Raw genomic sequence first — 25710 nt, 5'->3', positions numbered from 1 at the left:
AATCCAGAATGGATTACACTAAAATTATCAGTTTTTTAACGGTTAATGGTGTCTTATTCTGTGCTTAACTCATTAGGGCGATACAGTTTTCAGCACATTTTTCCCCGTCAATGGCAGCAGAAATAATTCCTCCCGCATAGCCGGCACCTTCACCACAAGGGAACAACCCTTTAATATCAATATGCTCAAGGGTTTTGTAATCCCGGGGGATTCTCACCGGGGAAGAAGTTCTGGATTCCGGTGCATGTATGATAGCTTCATTGGTCAAATACCCCTTCATTGTCTTACCGAATTCTTTAAATCCATTCTTTAATGTGTCGTGAATAAATTCGGGAAAAACATCTTTTAATGCTGCGGAAGTTATACCGGGTTTATAGGATGTTTTTGGTAGATCCCGAGAGATCTTTCCTTCGATAAAATCTACCATTCTTTGAGCGGGGACTCTTTGGGTTTCCCCTCCCAAATGCCATGCGGTTTGTTCTATACTCTTTTGAAACTGCATCCCGGACAAAGGGGAATTCCCGTATTTTGAAAAATCTGAAAGACGTAATTCCACTACAATTCCTGAATTAGCCGTTGGCTGATCGCGCTTACTGGGAGACCATCCATTTGTTACCACTTCTCCCGGACTTGTTGCACAGGGAGCAATAACACCGCCGGGGCACATACAAAAAGAGTAAATCCCCCTACCATTTACCTGTTTCACAATACTGTAGGGAGAGGGTGGTAAATATTCACCCCTGTCATCACATTTATACTGAATTTTATCTATAAGCTGCTGTGGATGTTCTACTCTAACTCCCAGGGCAAAAGGTTTTGCTTCAATTTTTATTCCCTTTCGATCCAGAAGTTCAAAAATATCCCTTGCAGAATGTCCTGTTGCCAGAATCACATTTTTTGTTGAAAATGATTCCCCCTTCATCGTTTTTATTCCGCAGATCTTATTGTCCTTTATCACAAGATCTGTAACCCGTGTTTCAAAGAGGACATCACCGCCCTGACGAATGATTATCTCCCTCATTTTTGCAATAATTGCAGGTAATTTATTGGTTCCAATGTGGGGATGGGCATCGATGAGAATCTCTTTGGTGGCTCCAAATCCTACGAAAAGTTCCAAAATTCTGTTTACATCTCCCCGCTTTTTAGAACGGGTATATAATTTACCGTCACTGTAGGTTCCGGCACCCCCTTCACCAAAACAATAATTAGAATCTTCATTTACTATATGCTCAATATTCAAGGCTTTTAAATCCCGTCTTCTGCTCCTTACATCTTTTCCTCTCTCTATCACTATAGGTTTTTTTCCCAGCTCTATACAGCGTAAAGCCGCAAAAAGCCCTGCAGGCCCTGCCCCTATTATAAAGACTTCTTCCCTGTTGCTCACGTCCGGATAATCCGGCAATGAGAAAACTTCGGGGCCAAAGAGCTCATCTACATAAACTTCAACTTTTAAATTGATCATTACTGCCTTTTGACGTGCATCTATGGACCGTTTTAAAACCTGTATATGGGTAATCTTCTTCTCAGGGATACCGGAATGCAACGAAACTGCACTTTTTAAAAGAGCTGTTTTTGAAGCCGCTTCCGGAGTTAATCTAAGCTGATACTGATATTTCATTGGTTTAAAATATTCAGCAAAATTAACCTTTTCAGAATTGAAAAAGCAAACAAGGTCAATTAGCATTTAAACCTAGTGGCAGGATTAAAAAAAGCTGCCTACCTTTGGCTTATGGAAATAAAACCGGATTATAAGGCCTTGATAGAACTTGCGCACGCAAAAATGTATTTTGGGAAATACAAGGACCGGTATTTATCCGACATTCCTGAACATTACCTTATCTGGTTCCGGCAAAAGGGTTTCCCGGAAGGAAAACTGGGCGACCAGTTAAAACAGGTAACCGAATTAAAAGTTAACGGAATGGAGCAAATCCTTAGGAATATTCGATCTAAATACCCTAAAATTTAATCTGTTTCGCAAACAATTTCTTACTTCCTCAATTGGAAATATTAGGCCGGAAATTCAAGGTTTTTTTCTATTCTTCTTTGTAATTTAGCGCCCTGAATAATACGACACAACCTAATATTTTTTAAAATGGCCGAAACCAAGTATATTTTTGTCACAGGTGGGGTTTCTTCATCCCTGGGAAAAGGAATAATCGCTGCTTCCCTGGCAAAATTACTTCAAGCCCGTGGATTTAAAACCACTATTCAGAAGCTTGATCCCTACATCAATATTGATCCAGGAACTTTAAATCCCTATGAGCACGGAGAATGTTATGTCACCGAGGATGGTGCGGAAACGGATCTTGATCTTGGACATTACGAACGATTTCTAAACGTAAACACCTCTCAGGCAAATAATGTAACTACAGGGAGGATCTATCAAAGTGTGATAGAAAAAGAGCGTAGGGGTGAATTTCTGGGAAAAACCGTACAGGTAGTACCACATATCACCAATGAGATAAAAGAGCGTATCCAACTATTGGGAAAAAACCATGAGTATGATATGGTAATCACTGAAATAGGTGGAACTGTAGGTGATATTGAGTCTTTACCATATATTGAAGCGGTACGACAAATGAAATGGGAATTAGGTGACGAAAATGCTCTTGTTATTCACCTTACCCTTGTGCCTTACCTCGCAGCAGCTAAAGAACTAAAGACGAAACCCACCCAGCACAGTGTAAAAACGCTCATGGAAAGTGGTATTAAAGCCGATATCCTGGTGTGTAGAACTGAACACGAACTTTCAGATGACATAAGGCGAAAACTGGCAATCTTTTGCAATGTAAAACAGGAAGCTGTGATACAATCTATTGATGCTTCCACGATTTATGATGTACCCAATTTGATGCTGGAAGAAGGATTGGACACGGTGGTACTAAAAAAATTAGGACTTCCCAATGACACTATTCCAAATCTTGACAGATGGAATAAATTTTTATACCGGCATAAAAATCCAAAGTATCAGGTAACCATAGGATTGATAGGCAAATACGTGGAATTACAGGATTCCTATAAATCTATTTTGGAATCTTTTATTCATGCAGGTGCAGAAAATGAGGTGAAAGTAAATATAGAAAGTATCCACTCTGAATTTATCAATGAGAATACCATCAAAAATAAAATCTCACATTTGGACGGTATATTGGTAGCACCGGGATTTGGAGAACGCGGAATAGAAGGAAAGATAGATGCTGTGAAATATGCCCGGGAGCATAACATTCCTTTTTTCGGAATTTGCCTGGGGATGCAGATGGCGGTAATTGAATTTGCAAGAAATGTTTTGCACCTTAGCAAGGCGAATTCTACAGAGATGGATTCGGTTGCAAAATATCCTGTTATAGATCTTATGGAGGAGCAAAAAAGCATTACCCACATGGGAGGAACAATGCGTTTGGGTTCGTGGAAATGTGAATTAACCGAAGGCTCTAAGGCACAACAAATATATGGTAGTAGCCTTATTCATGAACGCCACAGACATCGTTATGAATTCAATAACAAATACAAAAAGGAAATAGAACAGGCAGGTTTAAAATGTTCCGGGATAAATCCGGAAACAGGCCTGGTGGAGATCATAGAACTAGAGAACCATCCCTGGTTTATGGGCGTGCAATATCATCCGGAGTACAAAAGTACGGTTGCAAATCCTCACCCATTATTCATCTCCTTTATCAAAGCTGCAGAAACCTATTCTAAGCAAAAAAACAATGTCAAAGTGGCGCAAAAAGAATAATTGGCCAATTTATTGAAAATCAATTATTTTTAGACAAAGGAATTCGTATTAGTTTATTTTATTATAAAAAATGGAAGAAAAAAAATTTGATGTACAATCCCTTATAGGATTTTTACTGATAGGAGGGATTTTAATTTGGATGTTGTACAATAATTCCTTTGAGAATGAGCAGGACCCAAGCCAGGAGAAAACTACTGAACAGGTAGAAGACATCCCAACAACTCCCGCAGCACAGGTTGAAGAAATACCAAAAGGCCAACAAGACTCTGCTGCTTTGGCTCAAACCCAAAGGCAATTGGGTTCATTTGGTTACTCTGCAACCCTACCTTCAGCAACAAACAATACCACTACTGTTTCAAACGATTTACTCGAATTGAAAATCGATAATAAAGGTGGTTATATATCTGAAGCAAGATTAACGCAGTTTAAAACCTATGATTCTATTCCCGTTTATCTTATAAAGGATGGAAACGCTTCCTTCAATCTCACCTTTACGACTTCAGATGGAAGAATCCTGAATACCAATGACCTGTTTTTTGAACCTACAGTAACTGAAAGTGGTGAAAACCAGGTGATTTCTATGAAATTAAAAGTTTCTGAAACTGAATTTCTGGAATACCGTTACGTTCTCAAACCAGGGGAATATATGATGGATTTTAGCATTCGTTCGCAGGGATTAAGCGATGTTATTAACCCTTCCAATGAAATTAAACTAGATTGGGATTTAAAAGGCTATCGCCATGCGAAAAGCCTTTCCTATGAAAACCAATACACTGAACTTATCTTTGAATATGACGATGGAGAAGATGATTATCTGGGACAAGGGGACTTAAAGGAAGATGAAGCAACCAGCGTTACGTACGTTGCTTACAAACAGCATTTCTTTACCTCTATTTTATTGACCGACACTCCATTTTCAAGAGGAAAATTTACCTCCAGAAACCTGGTTCAGGATGAAGATATAGATACGATTTACACAAAAGCGTTCAGTACAACTTTGCCTTTGCAACTAAAAGGTGGGGAATTGAACTATAATATGAATTGGTATTATGGTCCCACTGATTATAAGATCTTAAATGATTACGATCGTAATCTGGATGAAATAGTACCACTTGGTTGGGGGATTTTTGGATGGATAAACAAATTTATATTTATCCCGTTTTTTGCCTTTTTGGCTACCTTCTTACCAAATTATGGTCTTGCCATTATTGTTTTGACTATTGTCGTTAGAATTGTACTCTCTCCTGTTACCTACAAATCCTATTTGGCACAGGCAAAAATGAAGGTGCTTCGGCCGGAAATAAATGAGCTGAACGAAAAGTACAAGGACAATCCGATGAAAAAGCAGCAGGAAACTATGAAGCTGCAAAATAAGGCCGGTGCAAGCCCATTAAGCGGTTGTTTACCTGCACTTATGCAAATTCCTGTATTCTATGCTTTATTCCAGTTTTTCCCAAGTGCTTTCCAGTTACGTCACAAAGGATTCTTATGGGCAGATGATCTCTCGAGTTATGATACCATAGCAGAACTCCCATTTTCCATTCCGTTTTATGGAGATCACGTGAGTTTGTTCCCAATACTTGCTTCAATTGCAATCTTCGTTTACATGATGATGACTACAGGCCAAACGATGTCACAAAATCAACAACCGGGGATGCCTAACATGAAATTCATCATGTATCTATCTCCTATCTTCATGTTATTCTTTTTTAATAACTATGCCAGTGGATTATCTCTTTATTATTTCACTTCCAACCTTATTACAATTGGAATAATGTTAGTGATTAAATATGCGATCATCGATGAAGAAAAAATTCACGCAAAAATTCAGGAGAATAAAAAGAAGCCTAAAAAGCAGGGTAAATTCGCCAAGAAAATGCAGGATATGATGGAACAGGCAGAACAACAACAAAAGAATAAAAAGAAATAAAAATTCTACATAGAGTCCGAAAAAATCGGACTCTATTTCTTTTACACTTTCTCCCTGGTTCCGAAAATTGCATCGAGCCAGGCAATGTTATTTTAATATTTTCGTTTGAGTAATTAATCATTTTTTTATATTTATAATTCTAAAATTTATCTGTCTATGAAAAAACTTATATTTCTTTTCCTGAGCCTCGCTGTATTAACCGCATGCAGTAGCGATGATGATAGCAGCGATGAAGATCTTATTTTGGGAACCTGGTTTATTGTAGAAGTAAACAATATCCCTAACTCAGACTTTACGTTGAGTGAATGCAATAAAAATTCAACTATGACTTTCAATGAGGACGGCACAGCTACCTCTGTATTTCATGCACAGGTTGGGGAAAATTGCGTGGCCGGAACACCAACCAATAGCACCTGGAACAATCAAAGTGGTATTTATACCATAGCCATTCCCATTCCTGAACTGCAAGGATTTAACACCCTCACAGGAACAATAGAGTTTACATCAAACACATTTATCTTTACTCCGGTAGTTTCTCCAACCACCACAATAGTATTTGAAAGGAATTAAAATTGATTTGATTTTATAAATATAAGTTTTAAAGGGTGGTTTTTACCACCCTTATTATTTTCGTAATTTTGCCAACTCTTTGCCGACCATTTAAGCGCTAATCAGCGCAGGTCGATTGGCATTATGGAAGGAATTATTATGAAGAAAGTAGTCGTTGGTTTATCTGGAGGAGTCGATTCGAGTGTAACCGCTTATTTATTACAACAACAGGGATTTGAGGTCATAGGACTCTTTATGAAGAATTGGCATGACGATACTGTCACGATCTCTGATGAATGCCCCTGGCTGGATGACAGCAACGATGCGATGATGGTTGCTGAAAAACTGGGAATCCCATTCCAAACGGTAGACCTAAGTGAACAATATAAGGAGCGTATTGTCGATTATATGTTTCGGGAATATGAATTGGGACGCACTCCAAACCCGGATGTGCTTTGTAACCGGGAGATCAAGTTTGATGTATTTATGAAAATCGCATTGTCTCTTGGAGCAGATTATGTCGCTACAGGACATTATTGCAGGAAAGGAGCGATAGAGAAGGATGGGGAAACCATGTATCAATTGCTTGCGGGGAATGATGATAATAAAGATCAATCTTACTTTTTGTGTCAGCTAACTCAGGAGCAGCTTGCAAAAACCCTTTTTCCAATTGGGGAATTGCAAAAACCGGAAGTAAGGAGGATTGCTGCCGAGCAAAATTTGATCACCGCAAATAAAAAAGATTCTCAGGGACTTTGTTTTATTGGTAAAGTTAGGCTTCCGGAATTTCTTCAGCAGAAACTAAAAACAAAGGAAGGAGAAATCGTAGAGATCGATTCTGAAAAAAACATTTATTCAGAAACAACTGCTGAATTTAAATCTAAGGCTGAAGAATTACTACATCTTTCCAAAAAATATAAATATGCTTTATCCGATGGAAAAGTTGTGGGGAAACATCAGGGTGCTCATTATTTTACAAGGGGACAACGCAAAGGTCTAGCCGTTGGTGGAACTCCTGAGCCCTTATTTGTAATAGCTACAGATGTTGATTCCAATATTATCTATACCGGACAGGGAAATAAACATCCAGGCTTATATAGCAAAGCTTTATTTGTTAATTCGGGGGAAGTTCACTGGGTTCGTCCGGATCTGGCTATTCAACCCGGGGAAGAAATGGCCGTAGAGGCACGAATCCGTTACCGTCAAACCTTGCAGGAAGCAATGCTCTATCAAACCGAAAACGGGCTATACATCGTGTTTAAAGAGGCCCAATCGGCCATCACTGAAGGTCAGTTTGTAGCCTGGTATCTCAAGGATGAATTAATTGGATCTGGGGTAATCTCTTAAATAAAAACTGTACTTATATTATGCCGAATAGAATTACTACGCTTTTCAATATCAAATATCCTCTCATACAGGCAGGAATGATTTGGGCTAGTGGATGGCGCCTGGCAAGTGCAGTAAGCAACGCTGGAGGATTGGGGATTATTGGTGCGGGTTCTATGTACCCCGAGATCCTTCGGGAACACATTCAAAAGTGTAAGAAGGCTACAAAAAAACCTTTTGCTGTAAATGTTCCAATGCTGTATCCGGATGTAGATAAAATAATTGAAATTATTATTGAAGAAGGGGTTGAGATCGTATTTACTTCCGCAGGAAATCCAAAGGTTTGGACTAAGCATTTACAATCCCACGGAATAAAGGTAGTTCATGTAGTGAGCAGTGTGAAATTTGCACTTAAATCTCAGGAAGCAGGTGTAGATGCTGTTGTTGCTGAAGGTTTTGAAGCAGGAGGCCATAATGGAAGGGATGAAACCACCACCTTTACATTGATCCCTATGGTTAAAGAACACCTCGAAATTCCGCTAATTGCCGCCGGAGGAATTGCTACAGGTCGCGGAATGCTGGCTGCTATGGTTCTTGGAGCTGATGCCGTTCAGGTTGGTTCACGTTTTGTAACCAGTGATGAAGCTTCTTCTCATGTCAATTTTAAGCATAAAGTTGTAGAAGCCGGAGAAGGTGATACACAATTGACTTTGAAAGAACTTGCGCCCGTCCGCCTTTTAAAAAACAAGTTTTTTGAGGATATTCAGGATCTATACCGTTCTGCCCCAAGCAAAGAGGCATTGATTGAATTGCTGGGAAGGGCACGTGCTAAAAGAGGCATGTTTGAGGGGGATTTGGAAGAAGGAGAGCTTGAAATTGGCCAAATAGCAGGTTTAATTCATGATATAAAACCCGCTGCTGAAATTGTTAGAGAAATGATGACAGAATTTGAGAAAGCAAAAACAGAAGTTTTAAACTATTAATTTCTGTAATTCCTAAGTTTGAGAAGTTCTTCCTGAACCAATTTTAGCCATTTGACTTCAGCTTCCTTATTCAAACTATGATTTGTTTCCCGGTCATATTCATTTTGCATAAGAGACCGTTCCTTTTCGATAGTCTTGTATAAATCATCCAGGATCTTCCGCACATTTTGAGGAACTTCATTTAAATCAATTTCAGATAATCCTTTCCGAAGTTTTCGGGCATGTAACTCGGTAATATCAAAATGAGTTTGCTCATGTTTTAATAGATGATCATTTTTTGATTCCTGTACAACCCAGGATAAATGCGGATAGAAATAGCTGTTTACTTCATAGTTTAGGCTTTCAATTCCATTCTCATTTTTCAAACCATAGGAATAAGTAATCCCTGCATTTGTATTGGCTTTGAATCTGGAATTTTGGGGTGGTTTTGCTTTAAAGTCTTTCCAATTTAAAGAAACTCCTTCTTTCCACTCTATTTTCTCCTCGACCTGTTGAGGTTTTGCATTTCCACAAAAACCAAAAAATAAAATCAGAAAAAGGAATTTAAACAGGTTCAATAGTTAAAAGATATGTCCTTCATGATATCCGGATGGATGCTATATATTACAGGGCAGGTCTTTGCTGCATTCTCAAGAATTATTTTTTCCTTATCTGTTAAGATTCCCTTGACAGTAAATGCGACCTTAATCCCTGAAATTCTTCGGGGATTTACTTCCATAAATTTTGTGACCTCAGCATAGGTACCCGTAATATCCAGTGCTTGGTCCCTTGCCTTAATCCCCATTATGGTAAGCATGCAAGATGCAAGTGCTGTAGCAACAGTATCTGTGGGCGAAAATGCCTCTCCTTTTCCCTGGTTGTCCAAAGGCGCATCTGTAATAAATATACTTTTGCTTTGAAGATGCTCACATTCTGTCCTTAAATCTCCTTTATATACTACTTTTGAAGTCATTCGATATTATTTAGCTACACTTAAAGTGAGATCATCATTATAATGCATGATATAAACAGCATCGTTGTAAAAGCCTCCGTTAGGATTGGGACGATATAAAAATTTATTTTCTACATACTCTGTAAGAACATTTGCTTCTACAGATTTTTCAAGAGAGCCCATTGAAGCAAGTCGCAATAAAATATCCAGGGTAAGATCATACCCTCTAACTGTATATTTATTTGGAATTACTTCATACTTAGCTTTATAGGCTTCTATAAAATCATCTTTTACAGTTTCATCAAACTCCTTATATTCTGAGGGAAAATGAAATTTCAACCTTCCAAGATGGTCGTTTGAAACCACATCATTTTCAAAAGAGTTATTTTTATTGGTTGTAAACAGAGTGATGTTGTTATTCCTTGCAAGTCTGTTTAGTGCTGAAGTTGCGCTGCTTAGCAATCCCATACTTTCAGACTCAAGGATCACCCAGTTCTCACGTCCTTTTACAAGCGCCGCAGCTAAAGTTGATTCTGCTACATTGTTTGCTCCCGGATTTACGGTTCGTGCATTAGGCAAAGCGTTCATCAGTCTGGTTTTTGTACCTGTAGATGCAGCATCGGCTACGATAACCACATTTTTACCCTGTGCATTTTTACGTAAATATTCAATCATCGCGTCCCTTAGCATTTCATCTGAAGGTCTTGCCTGATAAAGATTAGGTATTGCTTTAAGTTCCCTGTTGCTAATTGGAGAGATAACAGGTATTTTTTCACGAAGCAATCTGGAGGCAGCCTCCTCTGAAGTTGCTTGTAATAAAGGCCCTATTACCGCATCTACATTGTCAAAATTATTTGACTGTATAATGGAAATTACTCTTGAAGCTTGTTGCTGGGTGTCAAAAACTTTTATGTTGGTAGAAATCCCCAGTTCCTTTGCCCGTTCTATGGCCATGATAACCCCGTTATGAAAATCCAGTGAAATCCGCATTACCCTATCATCCTGCAATACTTTTACAGAATTGGAAACCGAATCATTTCTAATTTTACTGAGGTTATAAGGAAGCATCAAAACCAGATTTTTTGTACTGAAATCTTTAAGGTTTTCTGAAAGATCCATGCTCTTAACCTCGGAAGTTTCTGCAACTAACATTTCAACATCCTCCAGTTCCCTCCCACTTGAATCTTTAGTTGGCACTTTTAAAACCATCCCGTATTTTAGTCCATCTTTTAAAGCAGGATTAAGAGCCATTAGTGAGTCCTGGTCTATTTGAAATCTTCTTGTTAAACCAAACATTGTTTCCTGCGGCTGCACTTCGTAGAACTGAAAATCATTATCTGTTAGTATTACCGGTTCATTTAAAACATTGGTACCAACCTTCAGCATAATTCCGGGTTGAAGCACTTCAACCGTAGGGTTAAGGCTTTCAAGTTCCTTAACCGTCATCCCATACTTACGGGCAATCCCGTATTTTGTTTCCTTGGGAAGAATAATATGTTCGCGGGTACTAGATTCTTGTCGTGCAGGAGAAGTTGTTCTTGCAGGCTCGGGTTGATTTGCAGCAACCGGACGTAATGGAGCCGCTTCCTTAATAGCAAAAACAGGGATCTTAATTGTTTCCCCTAATTGCAGTTCCTTCGAATAGAGCTGCTTATTATATCTTTTTATATCTTCTTCAGATATATTATATTGTTTGGATAACCTGTAAAGATTTTCCTGCTTTTGGACTTTATGATCTATGAATGATACTGCCTGGGGCAGTGATATTGTAGTTTGTGAAGTCGAAGTGGTTTTATCCTGTATAGGAATAACAAGTTTAGAACCCACATTCACACCATTACGGGCATCCGGATTGAGTGTATAAATAGCTTCTTCGCTAATTCCGTATTTCTGGGCGATCCTGTAAACATTTTCCTCGGGCGCTACCGTATGATACTTATATGCCTGGCCAAAGGCCGTTAATGAAAGAACTTGAAAAAACAAACATATAATGGTAACATACTTCATTTCGTTGATTTTATAGGTTTTTATAGAGATGTCTTGATACTCCAGGGATTAAATATAATTTTTAATCCTGAATTAACTACTCCCATTCAATAGTTGCAGGTGGTTTTGAACTAATATCATACACTACTCTATTAACGCCTTTTACCCGATTTATTATGGTATTAGACATTTTTTGAAGGAAATCATAAGGTAAATTAACCCAATCTGCCGTCATTCCGTCCGTGGATTCTACCGCTCTTAGTGCCACTACTTTTTCATAAGTCCTTTCATCTCCCATCACCCCTACAGAGCTCACAGGAAGTAAGATCGCGCCTGCCTGCCATACCTTATCATACAGCATCCATTCTTTTAATCCATTGATGAAAATAGCATCAACTTCTTGTAAAATACGCACTTTTTCTCCGGTTACATCCCCAAGTATCCTTATAGCAAGTCCAGGTCCCGGAAAAGGATGTCTTCCCAATATTTCATTGGAAATTTCCAATTCTGCTCCTACCCTTCTCACCTCGTCTTTAAAAAGCATCTTCAAAGGCTCTACTACTTTCAATTTCATGAAATCTGGTAATCCTCCAACGTTGTGATGTGATTTTATTGTTGCTGAAGGGCCGCCAGATACAGAAATGGATTCTATAACATCCGGGTAAATAGTTCCCTGAGCTAAAAATTTTACATCTTCAATTCGATGTGCCTCTGCATCAAAAACCTCAATAAAGGCATTCCCAATAGCTTTACGCTTTTCCTCGGGATCACTCACTCCGGCCAGGGCATCCAAGAAACGTGCCGAAGCATCTACTCCTTTTACGTTTAGCCCCATATCCTTGTATTGGTGTAATACACTTTCAAATTCGTCTTTTCTAAGCAATCCGTTGTTCACAAAAATACAGTAGAGATTGGATCCTATTGCTTTGTGAAGTAACACTGCTGCCACCGAAGAATCCACTCCCCCGCTTAATCCCAGAACAACCTTATCCTCTCCTATGTGCTCTTTTAATTCTGAAACCGTCATTCCTACAAAGGCTTCGGGAGTCCAGGTTTGAGGTACTTTGGCAATGTTTACAAGGAAGTTTTCCAGCAGTTGCTTCCCATCTGTGGTATGATACACTTCCGGATGGAACTGTATCCCAAAAGTTTGTTCCCCTTCAATCCTGTATGCGGCATTAATCACATCATTAGTACTGGCAAGCCTTATACCGTTTTCAGGCAATTCTTTAATCGTATCGCTATGGCTCATCCAAACCTGAGAATTTTCGACTATATTTTCGAAAAGATCTTCTGCATCTTTTATTATCGAAAGATTGGCTCTTCCATATTCCCGGGTTTCTGAAGGTTCTACTTTTCCACCGTGAAATTGCGCCAGGTATTGCGCTCCGTAACATACTGCTAACAGGGGAAGTTTTCCGCGTATTTCAGAAAGATCCGGATGCGGGGCATTTTCTGCCCTTACCGAAAAAGGACTCCCCGAAAGGATGACCGCTTTAAACCCTGAAAGATCCTGAGGTGGTTTATTGTATGGATGTATTTCGCAGTAAATGTTAAGCTCTCTAACACGTCTTGCAATCAATTGCGTATACTGCGAACCGAAGTCTAAAATTAGTACGTTTTCTTGCATCCGCAAAAATAAGAATTTGAAATTATAATGAACTACTGCTTTTATATTTTTATATCTTTAAAAATAAATTTAATCTTCTGCGATGAAATATTTAAGCGCTATCATTTTTGCCATTGCCATTGTGGTGGCAGCCTATTTCCTTGGGAATGCCTATATTAAAAGGGCTCAGCCCCAGGGTGTGATTTCAGTAACCGGTTCGGGAAGTGAGAATTTCACCTCAGATCTTATCGTTTGGGAAGGCCAATTCAGCAGGATGAGCCCAAATTTGAAACAAGCTTACGAAGAGTTGAATTCTGATAAAGAAACGGTTCGAGAGTACCTGATAGACAATGGAATAAAAGCCGATAATTTCATCTTTAACTCGGTGCAAACCGATGAACAACAAGAAAATCAATATCAGGACGGAAATTATGTAGGCAGCGTTTTTAAAGGCTACGAATTAAGGCAATCGGTTAAAATAGAATCTACAGATGTAGAACTTATTGAAAATGTTTCCAGGGAGATCACAGAATTGCTAAATCGTGGAGTACAGTTCAATTCTACCCCGCCGCGTTATTATTATACAAAACTAGCCGATCTCAAGATCGAAATGATCTCTAAAGCAACGGAAGACGCTCGTATGCGGGCAGAAAAAATAGCAGAAAACAGCGGTGGTTCTCTTGGGGAATTGAACAACGCCGGAATGGGCGTTTTCCAGATCACCGGCCAAAACAGCGGAGAAGATTACAGCTGGAGTGGTTCTTTTAATACTCAGGATAAGAAGAAAACAGCCTCTATAACCATGCGCCTGGATTATAAGATCGATTAAACGCTTAGTTCCTTTTTGCTTTTTCCAGCGTTTCCTCCAATTGGTCAAATGGCAAAAAACCCTGAGCCATTAAATAATACTTTCCTTTTCTTTTTAAAACAACCGCAGGAAACCCTGTGATACCAAAATTGGCAGCAAGGTTGAAATCCGCTTTTGCTTTCTGAAGAAAGGTATCTTCTTGAAATTTTTCTAAAAACAAATCAGCTTCAATTCCTGCCTTTTCAACATACGGAATAAATGCTTCTGCCTTATTCCAATCTATACCATCATAATAGATAGCCCTTTGAATTGAGGACGCAAAATTAAGCGCTTCCTTAGGTTTTAATTCTTTAACCACAGAAAGTGCCACCGCAGCCGGTACAGAATTTAACAGTCGGTTTCCATCCTCCAACACCTCCATAAAATCTGTTCCAAATTGTACGCCTGTTCTTTCCGTTACATTTAAATAAGCACCTTTTAAGTAATCACGAATATCGCTTACCGGTTGTTTTCTATCTCCGGTCTGCATTCCGCCGGATATTACTTCAAAATCTAATTCATCGCCGTACTTTTCAATAAGTTTTTTTAACACGGGTGAAAACCCATAACACCAGCTGCATAGGGCATCATAAAAATAAAATATCGTATCTTTCATATGTAATTATTTATGGTTTTTTATTGGGCATATGTAATTCGCATATCTTCATCGGTGTTTGTATCGTATTCGCATTATGCTCATTTCATATGTAGATTTTTATTGTTTTAGCCGAAATCTGTAATATCCATTTAATCATTCCCCTGTCTGAGAAAATTTTCTAATAAATGTTTCAGCTGTAATTATTTTTTTATTTCAAAATCCAATAACCACTGAAAAATTTCGGTTTTAATGAATCAAATCTAAGAGTCGCTATTATAGGGGTAAGTTTACAAAGGTCAACTATTTTTAAACGAACTTCGAATTATGTTAAAGGGAAAAGAATTATAAAATGCATTGCGCGTAACCAAAATTTAACCCTGATTAAATTCTAAAAAAATAAGTAAATGCTAATCGATCTTTTTAATGAAACCTGGAGAGAACTTGAGGACGGAACGAAAAAATATGGTCACCCCTTCAGGACTTGCAGTTTAGCAACTGCTGAAATCTCCCGTGGCATCCGACAACGAACAATTATTTTCCGGGAACTTACCAAAAAGAAAACATTATTATTTTACACCGATTTAAGATCGACCAAAATTGAACAAATAAATAAAAATCCGGACGGCAGCGTTTTGTTTTATAACCCTTCAATTCAGTTGCAAATTTTTATAAGTGGTAAAATTAAGATCCATTCTGAAGATTCTTTATGGAATGATCATTTTATGAATATTGAAGGACGGTCTATAAATGATTACAATACCCAATACGCTCCGGGAAAACCCATTAAAAACCCCATTGCAGTAACCCGCACCAAAGATCTTAATTTTGCAGTTCTTGAATTGATACCGGATACCATTGAATATTTAAAATTAAGAGAAGAGCCAAGCGGGATAAGAGCTATTTTTAAACTGCAGGATCAGGAATGGAATAAAACATTTTTGGTTCCATAATTTTTATTTCACCTTCCTTCCTACAGCTCATCCTCTTTATTCTACAACTCAGTTTCATATTTTATTAAATATCTTCATTGCATTGCACATTTGTCTCACAAACAAATGAACAATGAAAGCAACTATTACCTTTTTATTTTTATCAACTTTATCGATATTCAGCGGTCTCGCACAAACAGAAGTTTTTGGAAAAGCTAAAGATTCTAAGGGTAATCCTGTTTTTGGTGCCAATATTTTTATTGAGGGAACCTACGATGGAACCACCAGCAGTGAAGACGGAAGTTTTTCATTCTTTACCAATTCAACCGGGCTTCAGACGCTGGTGGTTTCATTCGTTTCATTTCAAATGTTCAGGAAAGAGGGGCCAGTATCAGAGTTTTCAAATCTAATAATTAAATTGAAGGACGATCTTAATTCTTTGGATGCCGTCATTTTAAATGCAGGGAGTTTTCAGGCAGGAGATAAGGCAAGGGTTTCCGTTTTAAAACCACTTGATATTGTAACAACTGCAGGAAGTGCAGGTGATATTGTAGCAGCTTTGCAAAGTCTGCCGGGAACGCAAATTGTAGGTGAAAGCGGCCGGCTCTTTGTACGTGGTGGTGAAGCAGGGGAAACTCAAACTTTTGTGGATGGTATACGTGTAGCCCAGCCTTATGGTGCCTCCATTCAGAATTTACCGGCAAGAGGAAGATTTTCTCCTTTTTTATTTAGCGGAATTTCATTTTCAACCGGGGGTTACAGTGCAGAATATGGGGAAGCACTTTCTTCAATTTTGCTTTTGAACACAAACGATAAGGCTTACGAGGAGAAAACTGAAATTTCAGTAATGACAGTTGGTTTAGGTTTGGGACATACCGAAGTTTGGGAAAAAAGTTCCCTTAGCCTCAATACATCCTATATCAATTTAGCACTTTATCAGGTTATTATTCCTCAAAATCTGGACTGGAATAAAGCTCCGGAATCTCTTTCAGGAGAAGCTATTTATAAGCAGCAGGTGAATTCAGGGATCTGGAAATTATATGCTGCGTTTGATTCTTCAAACTTTGAAGTAAACCAGGAAAGGATAAATTACAGGGAAAAAAGAAGGATCGATCTCAAAAACAATAATTTCTACTTCAATACTTCTCTTAATAGTAGCTTCGGAAACAAATGGCAGTTGTTTTCCGGTGCGAGTTATGGATATAGCAATAATTCTATTGGGATAGATGCAGGTGAATTAAGAACCTCAGAACATGCATTGCATTTAAAAGGAAATATAAGCAAAAGGATTTCTAATGGCATTAGAATTCTCGCCGGGACTGAATATTTTTTTACTGATTTTAGAGAAGATTATTTCAATAACAGCGCTACAAATTTTAATAGTGGTTTTAAATCAAATCTTGCTGCAGCATTTATAGAAGCTGACATCCTCTTTTCTAAGAAATTTGCTGCAAAGACGGGAATTAGGGCTACATATAATGAATTGCTGGAAGAGGTCAATCTTTCACCAAGGATCTCCTTAGCTTATAAAACAGGTGAAAATTCGCAATTTGCTGCAGCTTTCGGAAATTTCTATCAAACACCCGGAAGTGATTATCTTAAATTTTCAGAAGATCTTTCTTCGGAAGGTGCCACTCATTATATATTAAACTATCAATATAATTTAAAACGAAAGCTTTTCAGAGCAGAAATTTATCATAAAGAATATTCAGATCTTATCAAATTTTCTTCCGAAGAACCAGCCTTCAATTCCAATTTCAATAACACCGGGGAGGGCTATGCCTCTGGACTTGACTTGTTCTGGAGAGATGGAAGTTCTATTAAGAATTTAGAATACTGGGTCTCCTATTCCTATATAGATTCCAAACGTGATTATAGGAATTTTCCAGCTAAAGTAACTCCGGATTTTGTTGCAAATCACAGTCTGTCGTTAGTTACCAAATACTGGATTGAAAAGATACGTTCCCAGGTAGGTTTTGCGCACAATTACAGTTCAGGAAGGCCCTATAACAATCCCAATGAAACCGGATTTATGAGAGGAAAGACAAAAGACTTCCAAAATCTCAGTTTTAACTGGGCATATTTACTCAGCGATCAAAAGATCCTGTATTTTTCGGTATCAAATATCCTGGGAAGTAAGAATGTTTTTGGGTATGAATATGCAAACAATCCTGATGCTACCGGGAATTTTGACAGGCGTGCTATTACCCCTACTGCAGACAGGTTTTTCTTCGTGGGTTTCTTTTGGACAATAAGCGCTGATAAAAAGAGTAATCAGTTGAAAAATCTTTAAAAAATGAATTGTTATAGTTTAATCTGACGCGGATATGATAAATGGCAAAAAAATAAGTCAATGTAACTTGTTCTAAGGTCATCTTGAGAACAGAAATAAAAATTTATCCAGCGTAGGAAATTAAGGTGTGTTAATGGGTTATGGAAAATAAAAGAACTAAAGAGTTAAAAAGGAAATAAAGGCCGAGGAGATTTGAAAATCAGTCAATAGCTAAAAATAAAATCTGTGAATTTCTGCGAATTCTGCGGGAAAAAGCCAAGGCTAAAGATCCTATTTAATTTATTTGAGGTCAATGGGAACAGCATAAAAAGAGTGCATTTATATCCAATGATTCTATTTATTCCTGAGCTATTCTTTACCAAGGGTAAAAATCTTAAAATAAGACAATGCTAACCTGGCCAACTAGCCAATCAGGCGGCTTGCTTCAGCATCTAAATGGATTTGAACACTAAGCCAGAAAATGGTCTTTTAAAAAATTTAACAATTCATCCTTCATTTTCAACAGTTCGGTAAGAACAAATTTTCAGTTACAGGCATTCAAACAATATTTGTATAACAATCATTAGTGTCCGACTAAAATACGTTTTTAGTTAATAGTGTCCTTTACGTTCAGTAAAACTGTTTTGTTTTTGTCTTTTTTCAATAGCAAGGGGTCTTCAAAAAAGGCTTAGTTGCTTGTCTGGTGGTTTTGTGGTTAAAGCTAGCCACTGTTTGCTTGGGTTTTCAAGGAATTTGAACAGGTCTATATAGGTCATCAAGTGAAAGCGCACCATTGATACCATATTGGAGTATGCCCATCTGCGCTTGGTCTTCCGCTGCACAACAAGCATCAGCAATTGTATAATAAGTCCGCACCAAATCTGTATTTCGATAGCATTTTGATTGTCCCCGAGGAAGTATTTTAGTGGAAAATTTTGCTTAAGCCTCTTGAACATTGTTTCTATCTGCCATCTGTGCTTGTATATAGCTGCTATTTTATCCGGACTGATCAGAAAGTTGTTTGTGATAAACTCAAGGACCTTGTTTGTACCTGCATCCCAGTAAGCAACTCTTCTCAGCCCAACGGTCTTATCTTTTTTTTGAACCGTGATATGCTCATCCTTTAGTACGGCATCACTTGTAGTATCGGACAGGTCAAATTCTTTAATACCAATATAACGTGCGTTCTCTTTTTGTCTGGTTACAAAATAGATATCATCATCTATCCATTGCGCAAATTGTTGGTAATCGTTATACGCTTTGTCAAAAACGACAAAAGATCCTTTTTCTAAGTTCAGATCCTTTAAGAAAGTGTGGTCGTGCGTTGCCGCACTTGTAAAACGGACAAGGCAGGGAACGTCCTCTAAGGCGTTGATCATTGTGTGCATCTTAATGCCACCCTTCTTTTTTCCGTTAATCGGATTGCGCCCAACCCCTCTTAAAATGTCACTGAAGAGGCTTATAGTGGTAGAATCCACGATCTTTAAGTGTTTTACCGGCAAGGACAAAGAACTGCTGTCCGATAAAAAACTGCGATACTGATCAAACAGGCTATAATATATACTGGCAAAGACTTCGCTGCTACGTTTCCTGTTAGCGTCTGACAAGGTGCTCCGTTTTGGAAAATGTGTAAGGTTCAGATGTCCTATCCTGCCCTCGCAGGCAAGCAGTACGGTAGATAGCTCCCGTAAAGAACTCACACCGCTCAAAGTGGCATAAAGCATAGTGACCAAATGCTCATAGGTCTTAAACCGTTTATAATACCTATCGCTTTTATACTTGTGGGCTGTCCGGGCAATTGTTGGGGCAGGTAATAACTTTAAAAGCTGTTTGATGATAGGCTGTCCGCTAAAATTTTTACTTTTGTTCATATATCGAGTTTTGTGGTAAAAACAAGATATAAACTAAAGCGGGAAATCCGTATAGGAAATCCCGCTTTTAAAAAGTTTTATCGGACACTAATGTATAACAATTAAAACTAACAACTAAAAATCAACATTATGGAAAAATTACTAATTATTTTAGCCCTCGCCGTTTCAAGCATTATGCAAAGCCAGGGAAATTACGAACAAGGAATGGACCAGGCGCTTCAGCTTTGGGAGGAAAACAAAATTGAGGAATCATCAGCTCTTTTTGAAAGAATTGCTTCAGCAGAACAAGGCAACTGGCTTCCAAATTATTATATCGCTCTGGTTAACACCACATCGGCATTTGAAACCAAGGATTTCAATAAGATGAGTCAAATGCTTACTATAGCACAAACTTCACTTGATATTGAACTAGACAAAACTCCAAAAAATGTTGAACTCCTTGTTATGCAGGCTATGATCCATACTGCCTGGATCGCTTTTGACCCTATGTCCTACGGACAAAAACTTTCTCCTTCCGTTATGCAATTATACGCCACGGCAGAGGCCATTGCTCCGGAAAATCCCAGGGTTGTTTTTGAGAAAGCACAATTTCAAATGGGTACCGCCAGGTTTTTTGGAAATGACACTGCACCAATTTGTGCCGAAATTGAGAAATCATTGAAACTTTTTGATAACTTTAAACCTGAATCCAAATATCACCCAAATTGGGGCAAGGAACAGGCAGTTAAGGCTTATAAAACCTGTAAATAACAAATACGTATGAAGGAATTTATTAAAGTATTTGCAATTGGAATCTTAATTGGAACTATATTGTTTAGTGTAGAACTGGTTTTTCAATTAATTTCAGTAGATGCCGTGATTTTTGATTTGGACCTACTCAAAAACTGGGGAATATATCAGCTCTACACTATTCCACTTACTTTTGTGAACAGTTATTTTTTTAATACTCTCAACAATAAAATTGTATGGAAAGAGTATAAAAAGTACCGATTCCTCATCGGTTTGTTCGGGTCTGTATTTCTCACTTTGGTGACCCTGTTTTTTATCAGGGCATTTCATAGAATGGTAATATCAGGGCAGAGTTATGAGGAGTATCTTTCTTCTGAAAATCCAGGTTTTTATTTCACTTCCCTCCTATTCACGCTTGTAATTTCTTTATTCTTCCACGCTTTGTACTTCTACAAAACGATGCAGGAGAATAAAGTGAAAGAGCAAAAGGTAATAGCAGGAACGGCCTCTGCAAAATTTGAAAGTCTGAAAAACCAGATAGATCCCCATTTCCTGTTCAACAGCCTGAATGTACTAACGTCCCTTATCGAAGAAAATCCTGACAATGCTCAAAAATTCACAACTTCTTTATCTAAAATATACAGGTATGTGCTGGAGCAAAAAGATAAGGAACTGGTGAGTGTGGAAGAAGAGCTGGCTTTTGCAAAAATATATATGGAGCTACTGAATATGCGCTTTGAAAACAGCGTTTATTACGAAGTTCCGCAAACATTGTCCAATCCGGAGGCAAAAGTAGTTCCGCTTTCTCTACAATTACTTTTGGAAAATGCTGTTAAACATAATTCCATCAGTGAAAAAAAACCTCTGAAAATCACAATATATGAGGAGGGAAATTACCTGGTAGTCCAGAATAATTTTCAGAAGAAAGAGGTGCTTAAAACCAGAAAAGGGGTGGGATTGCAAAACATCATCAGCCGTTACCACATAGTTACCAATAGAAAAGTTATTATTGAAGAAAGCATAAAAATATTCAGGGTAAAATTACCTATTTTAACACAAAAAATTACCGTCATGGAAACTTATAATAGTAATGAAGACAATGCCTACTTTAAAGCAAAGGCCAGAGTAAAAGAAATAAAGGAGTTTTACGGAAACCTGCTATCGTATTGCACGGTGGTACCTTTCCTAATTTTTATTAACTACATTACCTTTTGGGGATTTCAATGGTTCTGGTTCCCGCTTTTTGGATGGGGGCTCGGGTTAACCATCCATGGAATTACCGTTTTTGGCTATGGAGCCCATTGGGAGGAGCGCAAGATCAGGGAATTGATGCAAAAAGAACAGGAACAAAATAAATCGTGGAAATAATGGAACGCAACTATAAAGAAGAATCCAGCTATAAGGCCGCCCAAAAAAAGGTCAAAGATATTAAAGGCTTTTACATCCATCTGGTGGTTTACCTGTTTGTAAATATCGCGTTGATAATTGCAGATTCAAATATTGAAACATTTAGAAACGTGGATTTTGAAATCTCAAATTTCTACACTGCTTTTTTCTGGGGAATAGGCTTAGCTGCACATTGGGCTTCTGTTTTTGGTCCCGGGGTATTGTTGGGTAAAGGTTGGGAAGAAAAGAAAATCCGTGAACTTATGGAAAAAGAGAGGGAACAAAAACAAAAATGGGAGTAATTCTTACTCCTGAATTCTATAAATTAATAAATGGTTTCTAAGGTTTTAAATCAAAAGCAAAAATGACTGCAATAATTATAGAAGATGAAAAACCTGCCGCAAGGCGTTTGAACAGGATGCTGGAAAAACTACAGGTAGATGTGGTAGAAATTTTACATTCTGTTGAAGACTCCAAAAAATGGTTTCAGGAAAATACACATCCACAGGTAGTTTTCCTGGATATACAGTTAAGCGATGGTTTGTCTTTTGAGATTTTTGAAACAGTAGAGGTTAAAAGCTCAATTATCTTCACTACTGCTTATGATGAGTATGCCCTGCAGGCTTTCAAACATAACAGCATAGATTATCTTTTAAAACCCATTGACGACGAGGAACTGAAAAGGGCAGTTGAAAAATATCAAAATATAAGAAAAAACTATACAGGCGAGAATACACAACCTGTTCAACTTTATCTTGATGATATTAAAAAATTGCTGATAAACCCACTGGACAGGGAGTATAAAAAACGATTTACCGTTAAAGTGGGACAACATCTCAAAATGATCCCTATTGGCGAAATTTGTTGTTTTTACAGTGAAAATAAAGGGACTTATATATTAACTTCTGAAGGCAGAAACTATTTAATGGAAACCACCCTTGACCAGCTTGAAAATGAACTCCCGCCGGAAACTTTTTTTCGTGTTAACCGGAAATTCTATATCAATGTAAATTCAATCCGGGATATAATCTCTTATACCAATTCCAGACTAAAGATAAAACTCCATCACGCAACAGATGAAGAAATTATTGTGGCAAGAGAAAGGGTAAGGGATTTTAAACAGTGGCTGGAATAAGTTTTTTTCCTCTTCAATAAATTCTAATATTCTTACTGATATAAAAAGAAAAAACCGTTGCATACTAGCGCAATGGTTTTTCTTTTATTAATTCACATTTTTTGGAATTAAAAAAATCAGCCTTCTTTGTTTATTTTGAACGAAATCTTTGCAGTCACACCGTAGGAAACAATAGAATTGTTTTCAACTTTTCCGCTCATATCCTTAACGTATACGGATATAATATTCTTTACACTTTTGGATGCTTCTTTCACAGCATTTTGTGTAGCATCGTCAAAACTTTTTGTAGACGTTGCAATTACTTCGATAACTTTTACAATTGACATAATTTCGGTTTAAATTGGTTATACATTTATTTATTACACATTAAAGTAATAAAGAATTAACCAAACGTCAAATGATTAACATAAGATTACAATTGGAAATGAGGGATCATTGGATCATTCCGGATCAATCTCAAAAGTTGTGGGTTTACAACAAAAAAAAGCTCCTTAGTTTCCTAAGGAGCTTATAAAAAGGGTGGAAGACCGGGTTCGAACCGGCGACCCTCGGTACCACAAACCGATGCTCTAACCAGCTGAGCTACAACCACCATTTATTCCGGATGCAAATGTATCTTTTTTCTTTATTTTCACAAAGAAAAAACAAAATTAAATTAGGTCAAAAATGGAATCAACTGCAGGATAGCGCTCTACAGTAAAACCTTCAGCGTGTTCTGTACCTATTAATCGCCCAAGGTCCCTCGCCCGGTAGGTAATACTGTCAAAAAAGTTATCGCTGGAAATGGGAGTTACAGGTTCTTTGCTCTCATTATCAAAGAATTGTGTCTTATAGGCTCTAACAGAATCCATCTTTTTATCCATATACCCTGAAATATCAACAACTATATCCGGGGTAAGATTTTTCCATTGAATATAGTGATATACATGTTTGGGCCTCCAGGCAGACTGGTTATTTTTTTCGCAAATGGTTTCAATTTTTCTTAATCCGCTTAAAAAACACGCGTCACTTACTAATTTAGATCCTTTTCCATGATCTATATGCCTGTCATTTATCGCGTTGCACAGCACAATTTCAGGCCGGTATTTTCTAAGGATCTTTATAATCTCCAACTGATGCGAAACATTATTCTCGAAAAAACCATCGCTAAATTCAAGATTATGCCGAATTTTAACTCCGAGTATTCTGGCAGCTTCAGCCGCTTCTTTATCCCTAGTTTCTGCAGTTCCACGGGTTCCAAGTTCCCCACGGGTAAGATCCAGGATCCCAACTTTTTTACCTCTATCTATTTCTTTCGCTAATGTTCCTGAACAGCTTAATTCTACATCATCAGGATGAGAACCTATTGCCAAAATATCTAATTTCATCTATTGTTATTCTTTACCTTCTATTCTTAGCAAGGTTGTTTTTTTCATTTAACTCCCCGCCCCAGGTTGTTTATAGTTCTACTACAATTTTTTTGACTTCAAAAAGCGCCTGCTCAATATCGGCTATCAAATCTTCCTTTTCCTCAATCCCAACTGAAAATCGCATCAATCCATCTTTGATTCCCTGTTTTTTCCTATTTTCCTCACTTAATAAGGCATGAGAGGTAAGTGCTGGGGATAAAATCGTAGATTCAACTCCAGCCAGGCTCATAGAAGATTTTATTAGCTTTAGTTTTTTCTGAAATAAAGAAACATCCATTCCTTCCTTTAATTCAAAAGAAAGCATTCCGCCAAAACCTTTCATCTGGGATTTTGCGATTTCATGATCCGGATGTGATTTAAGTCCGGGATAGTATACCTTTGCTATGTCAGAATGTTTTTCTAGAAATTTCGCCAGTTTTTTTGCATTCTTATTCTGTGCTTTTACACGCAGTCCCATTGTTTTAATACTACGTTCCAGAAGCCAAACCGTATAATCGCTTAAACTGCCGCCAAAATTCTTTGCCAGTTGAAAAATAGTATTGATATGCTCTTCCGAAGAAATCACGGTTCCAGCAAGAATATCACTATGCCCACCCATGTATTTGGTTGCTGAATGAATCACGATATCAATCCCAAAATCAATCGGATTCTGATTTACCGGAGAAGCAAACGTATTGTCAATCATACTTACCAACCCATGTTCTTTTGCAATTTCCGCCACGGCTTTTATGTCGGTAATAGTCAATAAAGGATTGGATGGGGTTTCTATATAAATGACTTTAGTGTTCTTTTTGATTTGCTCTTTAAAACTTTCAGGATGAAAGTCCTTGGTAAAGGAATACTCGATCCCGAATTTCTCAAATTCTTCAACAACAAGATTACTGGTACCTCCATAAAGCGTATTTTGTAACACTACATGATCTCCTTTATGCAAAAAAGCTATAAAAGAGGTACTTACAGCGGCCATTCCGCTTCCAAAGATCAATGCAGCTTCTCCGTGCTCTAAAGCAGCCATTTTTTGAGCTAAAGCAACCTGATTGGGTGTATTAAAATAACGGGGGTAGCGTTTTACCTCAACATCTTCAAAAGCATACGAAGTCGACATATATAACGGAGATACAGCCCCCTTAAATTGTTCATCTTTCAATTCTCCGGTATGAGTGCAAACCGTATTGATTCCTGGGTGTTTATGAGCCATAAGATGTGTTAGAATTTGATTTATTAAATTTTGCACTAATGTAAAAAGAAATATTTAAAGAAATGCTCTCTGCAGATTCTTCAAGATACAATTTAAAACAAAAATCATATTTTATATCGTATACTTAAAACCTGAAAATATATGAATCGATTAGCTCGTAACAAGCTAAATCTATATGTGAAAGGAAGGAATGTTTTGGGGTTTCAATGAAATCCTGCCCGAATTGGAAAGCTGGGCATAATAGAATTAAACCCTCAATGAGGTATCAAATTTACGTTTTATACTG

Annotated in this window: 23 protein-coding genes and 1 tRNA gene; 13 read left to right on the top strand and 11 right to left on the bottom strand. The window is 37.7% G+C overall.

Features of this window, described 5'->3' with window-relative positions; all coding sequences use genetic code 11:
- Positions 1-64: 64 nt before the first annotated feature.
- Entirely contained in the window at positions 65-1618 is a 1554-nt protein-coding gene (locus tag GILLI_RS15855; RefSeq protein WP_040507113.1) for an NAD(P)/FAD-dependent oxidoreductase, read from the bottom strand.
- Between the two features lie 111 nt (positions 1619-1729).
- On the opposite strand from GILLI_RS15855, the gene GILLI_RS15850 reads away from it, so the two are divergent.
- From GILLI_RS15850 to GILLI_RS15825, 6 genes are all read left to right on the top strand, one after another.
- Positions 1730-1966, top strand: coding sequence for a DUF3820 family protein (locus GILLI_RS15850; protein ID WP_006990135.1), 237 nt, complete (start codon positions 1730-1732; stop codon positions 1964-1966).
- 126 nt (positions 1967-2092) lie between these two features.
- Positions 2093-3736: a CTP synthase gene (locus tag GILLI_RS15845; RefSeq protein ID WP_006990134.1), complete on the top strand. Its 1644-nt coding sequence runs from the start codon at positions 2093-2095 to the stop codon at positions 3734-3736.
- Between the two features lie 70 nt (positions 3737-3806).
- Positions 3807-5666, top strand: coding sequence for a membrane protein insertase YidC (gene yidC, locus GILLI_RS15840; protein WP_006990133.1), 1860 nt, complete (start codon positions 3807-3809; stop codon positions 5664-5666).
- A 156-nt stretch (positions 5667-5822) separates the two neighbouring features.
- A complete protein-coding gene (locus tag GILLI_RS15835; protein ID WP_006990132.1) occupies positions 5823-6236 on the top strand; it encodes a lipocalin-like domain-containing protein in 414 nt (137 codons plus the stop codon).
- Between the two features lie 138 nt (positions 6237-6374).
- Complete coding sequence (mnmA, locus tag GILLI_RS15830; protein ID WP_040507111.1) at positions 6375-7562, top strand: tRNA 2-thiouridine(34) synthase MnmA; 1188 nt, start codon at positions 6375-6377, stop codon at positions 7560-7562.
- Positions 7563-7582: 20 nt separating this feature from the next.
- Entirely contained in the window at positions 7583-8524 is a 942-nt protein-coding gene (locus tag GILLI_RS15825) for an NAD(P)H-dependent flavin oxidoreductase (protein ID WP_006990130.1), read from the top strand.
- Here GILLI_RS15825 and GILLI_RS15820 read toward each other — a convergent pair.
- From GILLI_RS15820 to guaA, 4 genes are all read right to left on the bottom strand, one after another.
- Positions 8521-9081, bottom strand: coding sequence for a DUF922 domain-containing protein (locus tag GILLI_RS15820; protein WP_006990129.1), 561 nt, complete (start codon positions 9079-9081; stop codon positions 8521-8523). The genes GILLI_RS15825 and GILLI_RS15820 overlap by 4 nt on opposite strands.
- Positions 9078-9476 carry an OsmC family protein gene (locus GILLI_RS15815; RefSeq protein ID WP_006990128.1) on the bottom strand — a complete coding sequence of 133 codons (399 nt, stop codon included), beginning with the start codon at positions 9474-9476 and terminating at the stop codon, positions 9078-9080. The genes GILLI_RS15820 and GILLI_RS15815 overlap by 4 nt, the downstream gene beginning before the upstream one ends.
- Before the next feature lie 6 nt (positions 9477-9482).
- Positions 9483-11462 carry a LysM peptidoglycan-binding domain-containing protein gene (locus tag GILLI_RS15810; protein WP_006990127.1) on the bottom strand — a complete coding sequence of 660 codons (1980 nt, stop codon included), beginning with the start codon at positions 11460-11462 and terminating at the stop codon, positions 9483-9485.
- A 76-nt stretch (positions 11463-11538) separates the two neighbouring features.
- Positions 11539-13071 carry a glutamine-hydrolyzing GMP synthase gene (gene guaA, locus GILLI_RS15805; protein ID WP_006990126.1) on the bottom strand — a complete coding sequence of 511 codons (1533 nt, stop codon included), beginning with the start codon at positions 13069-13071 and terminating at the stop codon, positions 11539-11541.
- A gap of 82 nt (positions 13072-13153) precedes the next feature.
- Between guaA and GILLI_RS15800 the strand changes: the two genes are divergently transcribed.
- Complete coding sequence (locus tag GILLI_RS15800; RefSeq protein WP_006990125.1) at positions 13154-13879, top strand: SIMPL domain-containing protein; 726 nt, start codon at positions 13154-13156, stop codon at positions 13877-13879.
- 4 nt (positions 13880-13883) lie between these two features.
- Here the strand turns inward: GILLI_RS15800 and GILLI_RS15795 are convergent, their stop codons facing one another.
- Complete coding sequence (locus tag GILLI_RS15795) at positions 13884-14513, bottom strand: DsbA family protein (RefSeq protein ID WP_006990124.1); 630 nt, start codon at positions 14511-14513, stop codon at positions 13884-13886.
- 386 nt (positions 14514-14899) lie between these two features.
- Here GILLI_RS15795 and GILLI_RS15790 point away from each other — a divergent pair, with 386 nt between their 5' ends.
- Both GILLI_RS15790 and GILLI_RS15785 read left to right on the top strand, forming a co-directional pair.
- The gene (locus tag GILLI_RS15790) at positions 14900-15445 is read left to right on the top strand and encodes a pyridoxamine 5'-phosphate oxidase family protein (protein WP_006990123.1); all 546 of its coding nucleotides are present in this window, start codon (positions 14900-14902) and stop codon (positions 15443-15445) included.
- A 112-nt stretch (positions 15446-15557) separates the two neighbouring features.
- Positions 15558-17717, top strand: coding sequence for a TonB-dependent receptor (locus tag GILLI_RS15785; protein WP_006990122.1), 2160 nt, complete (start codon positions 15558-15560; stop codon positions 17715-17717).
- 656 nt (positions 17718-18373) lie between these two features.
- On the opposite strand, the gene GILLI_RS15780 is transcribed toward GILLI_RS15785, so the two are convergent.
- On the bottom strand, positions 18374-19567 hold the full coding sequence (locus tag GILLI_RS15780; RefSeq protein WP_006990121.1) for an IS4 family transposase: 1194 nt from the start codon (positions 19565-19567) through the stop codon (positions 18374-18376).
- 129 nt (positions 19568-19696) lie between these two features.
- On the opposite strand from GILLI_RS15780, the gene GILLI_RS15775 reads away from it, so the two are divergent.
- From GILLI_RS15775 to GILLI_RS15760, 4 genes are all read left to right on the top strand, one after another.
- Positions 19697-20317, top strand: a complete 621-nt coding sequence (locus tag GILLI_RS15775; RefSeq protein ID WP_006990120.1) for a hypothetical protein — start codon at positions 19697-19699, stop codon at positions 20315-20317.
- 9 nt (positions 20318-20326) lie between these two features.
- Positions 20327-21664 carry a 2TM domain-containing protein gene (locus GILLI_RS15770; RefSeq protein ID WP_006990119.1) on the top strand — a complete coding sequence of 446 codons (1338 nt, stop codon included), beginning with the start codon at positions 20327-20329 and terminating at the stop codon, positions 21662-21664.
- Positions 21664-21984 carry a 2TM domain-containing protein gene (locus tag GILLI_RS15765; RefSeq protein ID WP_006990118.1) on the top strand — a complete coding sequence of 107 codons (321 nt, stop codon included), beginning with the start codon at positions 21664-21666 and terminating at the stop codon, positions 21982-21984. Before GILLI_RS15770 ends, GILLI_RS15765 begins: the two co-directional genes overlap by 1 nt.
- Before the next feature lie 62 nt (positions 21985-22046).
- Complete coding sequence (locus GILLI_RS15760) at positions 22047-22817, top strand: LytR/AlgR family response regulator transcription factor (protein WP_006990117.1); 771 nt, start codon at positions 22047-22049, stop codon at positions 22815-22817.
- A 116-nt stretch (positions 22818-22933) separates the two neighbouring features.
- Here GILLI_RS15760 and GILLI_RS15755 read toward each other — a convergent pair whose 3' ends face one another.
- The 4 genes from GILLI_RS15755 to GILLI_RS15740 all read right to left on the bottom strand — a co-directional run bounded on the left by GILLI_RS15755 (position 22934) and on the right by GILLI_RS15740 (position 25424).
- Positions 22934-23143, bottom strand: a complete 210-nt coding sequence (locus tag GILLI_RS15755) for a dodecin family protein (protein WP_006990116.1) — start codon at positions 23141-23143, stop codon at positions 22934-22936.
- 191 nt (positions 23144-23334) lie between these two features.
- Positions 23335-23410: transfer RNA gene (locus GILLI_RS15750), tRNA-His, on the bottom strand.
- 57 nt (positions 23411-23467) lie between these two features.
- Positions 23468-24184 carry a bacillithiol biosynthesis deacetylase BshB1 gene (gene bshB1, locus GILLI_RS15745; RefSeq protein ID WP_006990115.1) on the bottom strand — a complete coding sequence of 239 codons (717 nt, stop codon included), beginning with the start codon at positions 24182-24184 and terminating at the stop codon, positions 23468-23470.
- 70 nt (positions 24185-24254) lie between these two features.
- The gene (locus tag GILLI_RS15740; RefSeq protein WP_006990114.1) at positions 24255-25424 is read right to left on the bottom strand and encodes a trans-sulfuration enzyme family protein; all 1170 of its coding nucleotides are present in this window, start codon (positions 25422-25424) and stop codon (positions 24255-24257) included.
- Between the last annotated feature and the right edge of the window lie 286 nt (positions 25425-25710).

It is taken from the genome of Gillisia limnaea DSM 15749 (assembly GCF_000243235.1).
Lineage (GTDB): Bacteria > Bacteroidota > Bacteroidia > Flavobacteriales > Flavobacteriaceae > Gillisia > Gillisia limnaea.
The sequence above is the reverse complement of the archived record's forward strand: the minus strand, read 5'-3'. Positions and strand labels throughout refer to the sequence as shown.

What these genes read in the sequence shown, in the direction of transcription:
- GILLI_RS15765 (WP_006990118.1), top strand. Translation starts at nt 21,664, where the DNA reads ATGGAACGCAACTATAAAGAAGAATCCAGCTATAAGGCCGCCCAAAAA.
- GILLI_RS15800 (WP_006990125.1), top strand. Translation starts at nt 13,154, where the DNA reads ATGAAATATTTAAGCGCTATCATTTTTGCCATTGCCATTGTGGTGGCA.
- GILLI_RS15815 (WP_006990128.1), bottom strand. Translation starts at nt 9,476, where the DNA reads ATGACTTCAAAAGTAGTATATAAAGGAGATTTAAGGACAGAATGTGAG.
- GILLI_RS15780 (WP_006990121.1), bottom strand. Translation starts at nt 19,567, where the DNA reads ATGAACAAAAGTAAAAATTTTAGCGGACAGCCTATCATCAAACAGCTT.
- GILLI_RS15760 (WP_006990117.1), top strand. Translation starts at nt 22,047, where the DNA reads ATGACTGCAATAATTATAGAAGATGAAAAACCTGCCGCAAGGCGTTTG.
- GILLI_RS15790 (WP_006990123.1), top strand. Translation starts at nt 14,900, where the DNA reads ATGCTAATCGATCTTTTTAATGAAACCTGGAGAGAACTTGAGGACGGA.
- GILLI_RS15770 (WP_006990119.1), top strand. Translation starts at nt 20,327, where the DNA reads ATGAAGGAATTTATTAAAGTATTTGCAATTGGAATCTTAATTGGAACT.
- GILLI_RS15845 (WP_006990134.1), top strand. Translation starts at nt 2,093, where the DNA reads ATGGCCGAAACCAAGTATATTTTTGTCACAGGTGGGGTTTCTTCATCC.
- guaA (WP_006990126.1), bottom strand. Translation starts at nt 13,071, where the DNA reads ATGCAAGAAAACGTACTAATTTTAGACTTCGGTTCGCAGTATACGCAA.
- GILLI_RS15825 (WP_006990130.1), top strand. Translation starts at nt 7,583, where the DNA reads ATGCCGAATAGAATTACTACGCTTTTCAATATCAAATATCCTCTCATA.
- GILLI_RS15835 (WP_006990132.1), top strand. Translation starts at nt 5,823, where the DNA reads ATGAAAAAACTTATATTTCTTTTCCTGAGCCTCGCTGTATTAACCGCA.
- GILLI_RS15755 (WP_006990116.1), bottom strand. Translation starts at nt 23,143, where the DNA reads ATGTCAATTGTAAAAGTTATCGAAGTAATTGCAACGTCTACAAAAAGT.
- GILLI_RS15785 (WP_006990122.1), top strand. Translation starts at nt 15,558, where the DNA reads ATGAAAGCAACTATTACCTTTTTATTTTTATCAACTTTATCGATATTC.
- GILLI_RS15850 (WP_006990135.1), top strand. Translation starts at nt 1,730, where the DNA reads ATGGAAATAAAACCGGATTATAAGGCCTTGATAGAACTTGCGCACGCA.
- mnmA (WP_040507111.1), top strand. Translation starts at nt 6,375, where the DNA reads ATGAAGAAAGTAGTCGTTGGTTTATCTGGAGGAGTCGATTCGAGTGTA.
- GILLI_RS15740 (WP_006990114.1), bottom strand. Translation starts at nt 25,424, where the DNA reads ATGGCTCATAAACACCCAGGAATCAATACGGTTTGCACTCATACCGGA.
- GILLI_RS15855 (WP_040507113.1), bottom strand. Translation starts at nt 1,618, where the DNA reads ATGAAATATCAGTATCAGCTTAGATTAACTCCGGAAGCGGCTTCAAAA.
- GILLI_RS15795 (WP_006990124.1), bottom strand. Translation starts at nt 14,513, where the DNA reads ATGAAAGATACGATATTTTATTTTTATGATGCCCTATGCAGCTGGTGT.
- GILLI_RS15775 (WP_006990120.1), top strand. Translation starts at nt 19,697, where the DNA reads ATGGAAAAATTACTAATTATTTTAGCCCTCGCCGTTTCAAGCATTATG.
- yidC (WP_006990133.1), top strand. Translation starts at nt 3,807, where the DNA reads ATGGAAGAAAAAAAATTTGATGTACAATCCCTTATAGGATTTTTACTG.
- bshB1 (WP_006990115.1), bottom strand. Translation starts at nt 24,184, where the DNA reads ATGAAATTAGATATTTTGGCAATAGGTTCTCATCCTGATGATGTAGAA.
- GILLI_RS15810 (WP_006990127.1), bottom strand. Translation starts at nt 11,462, where the DNA reads ATGAAGTATGTTACCATTATATGTTTGTTTTTTCAAGTTCTTTCATTA.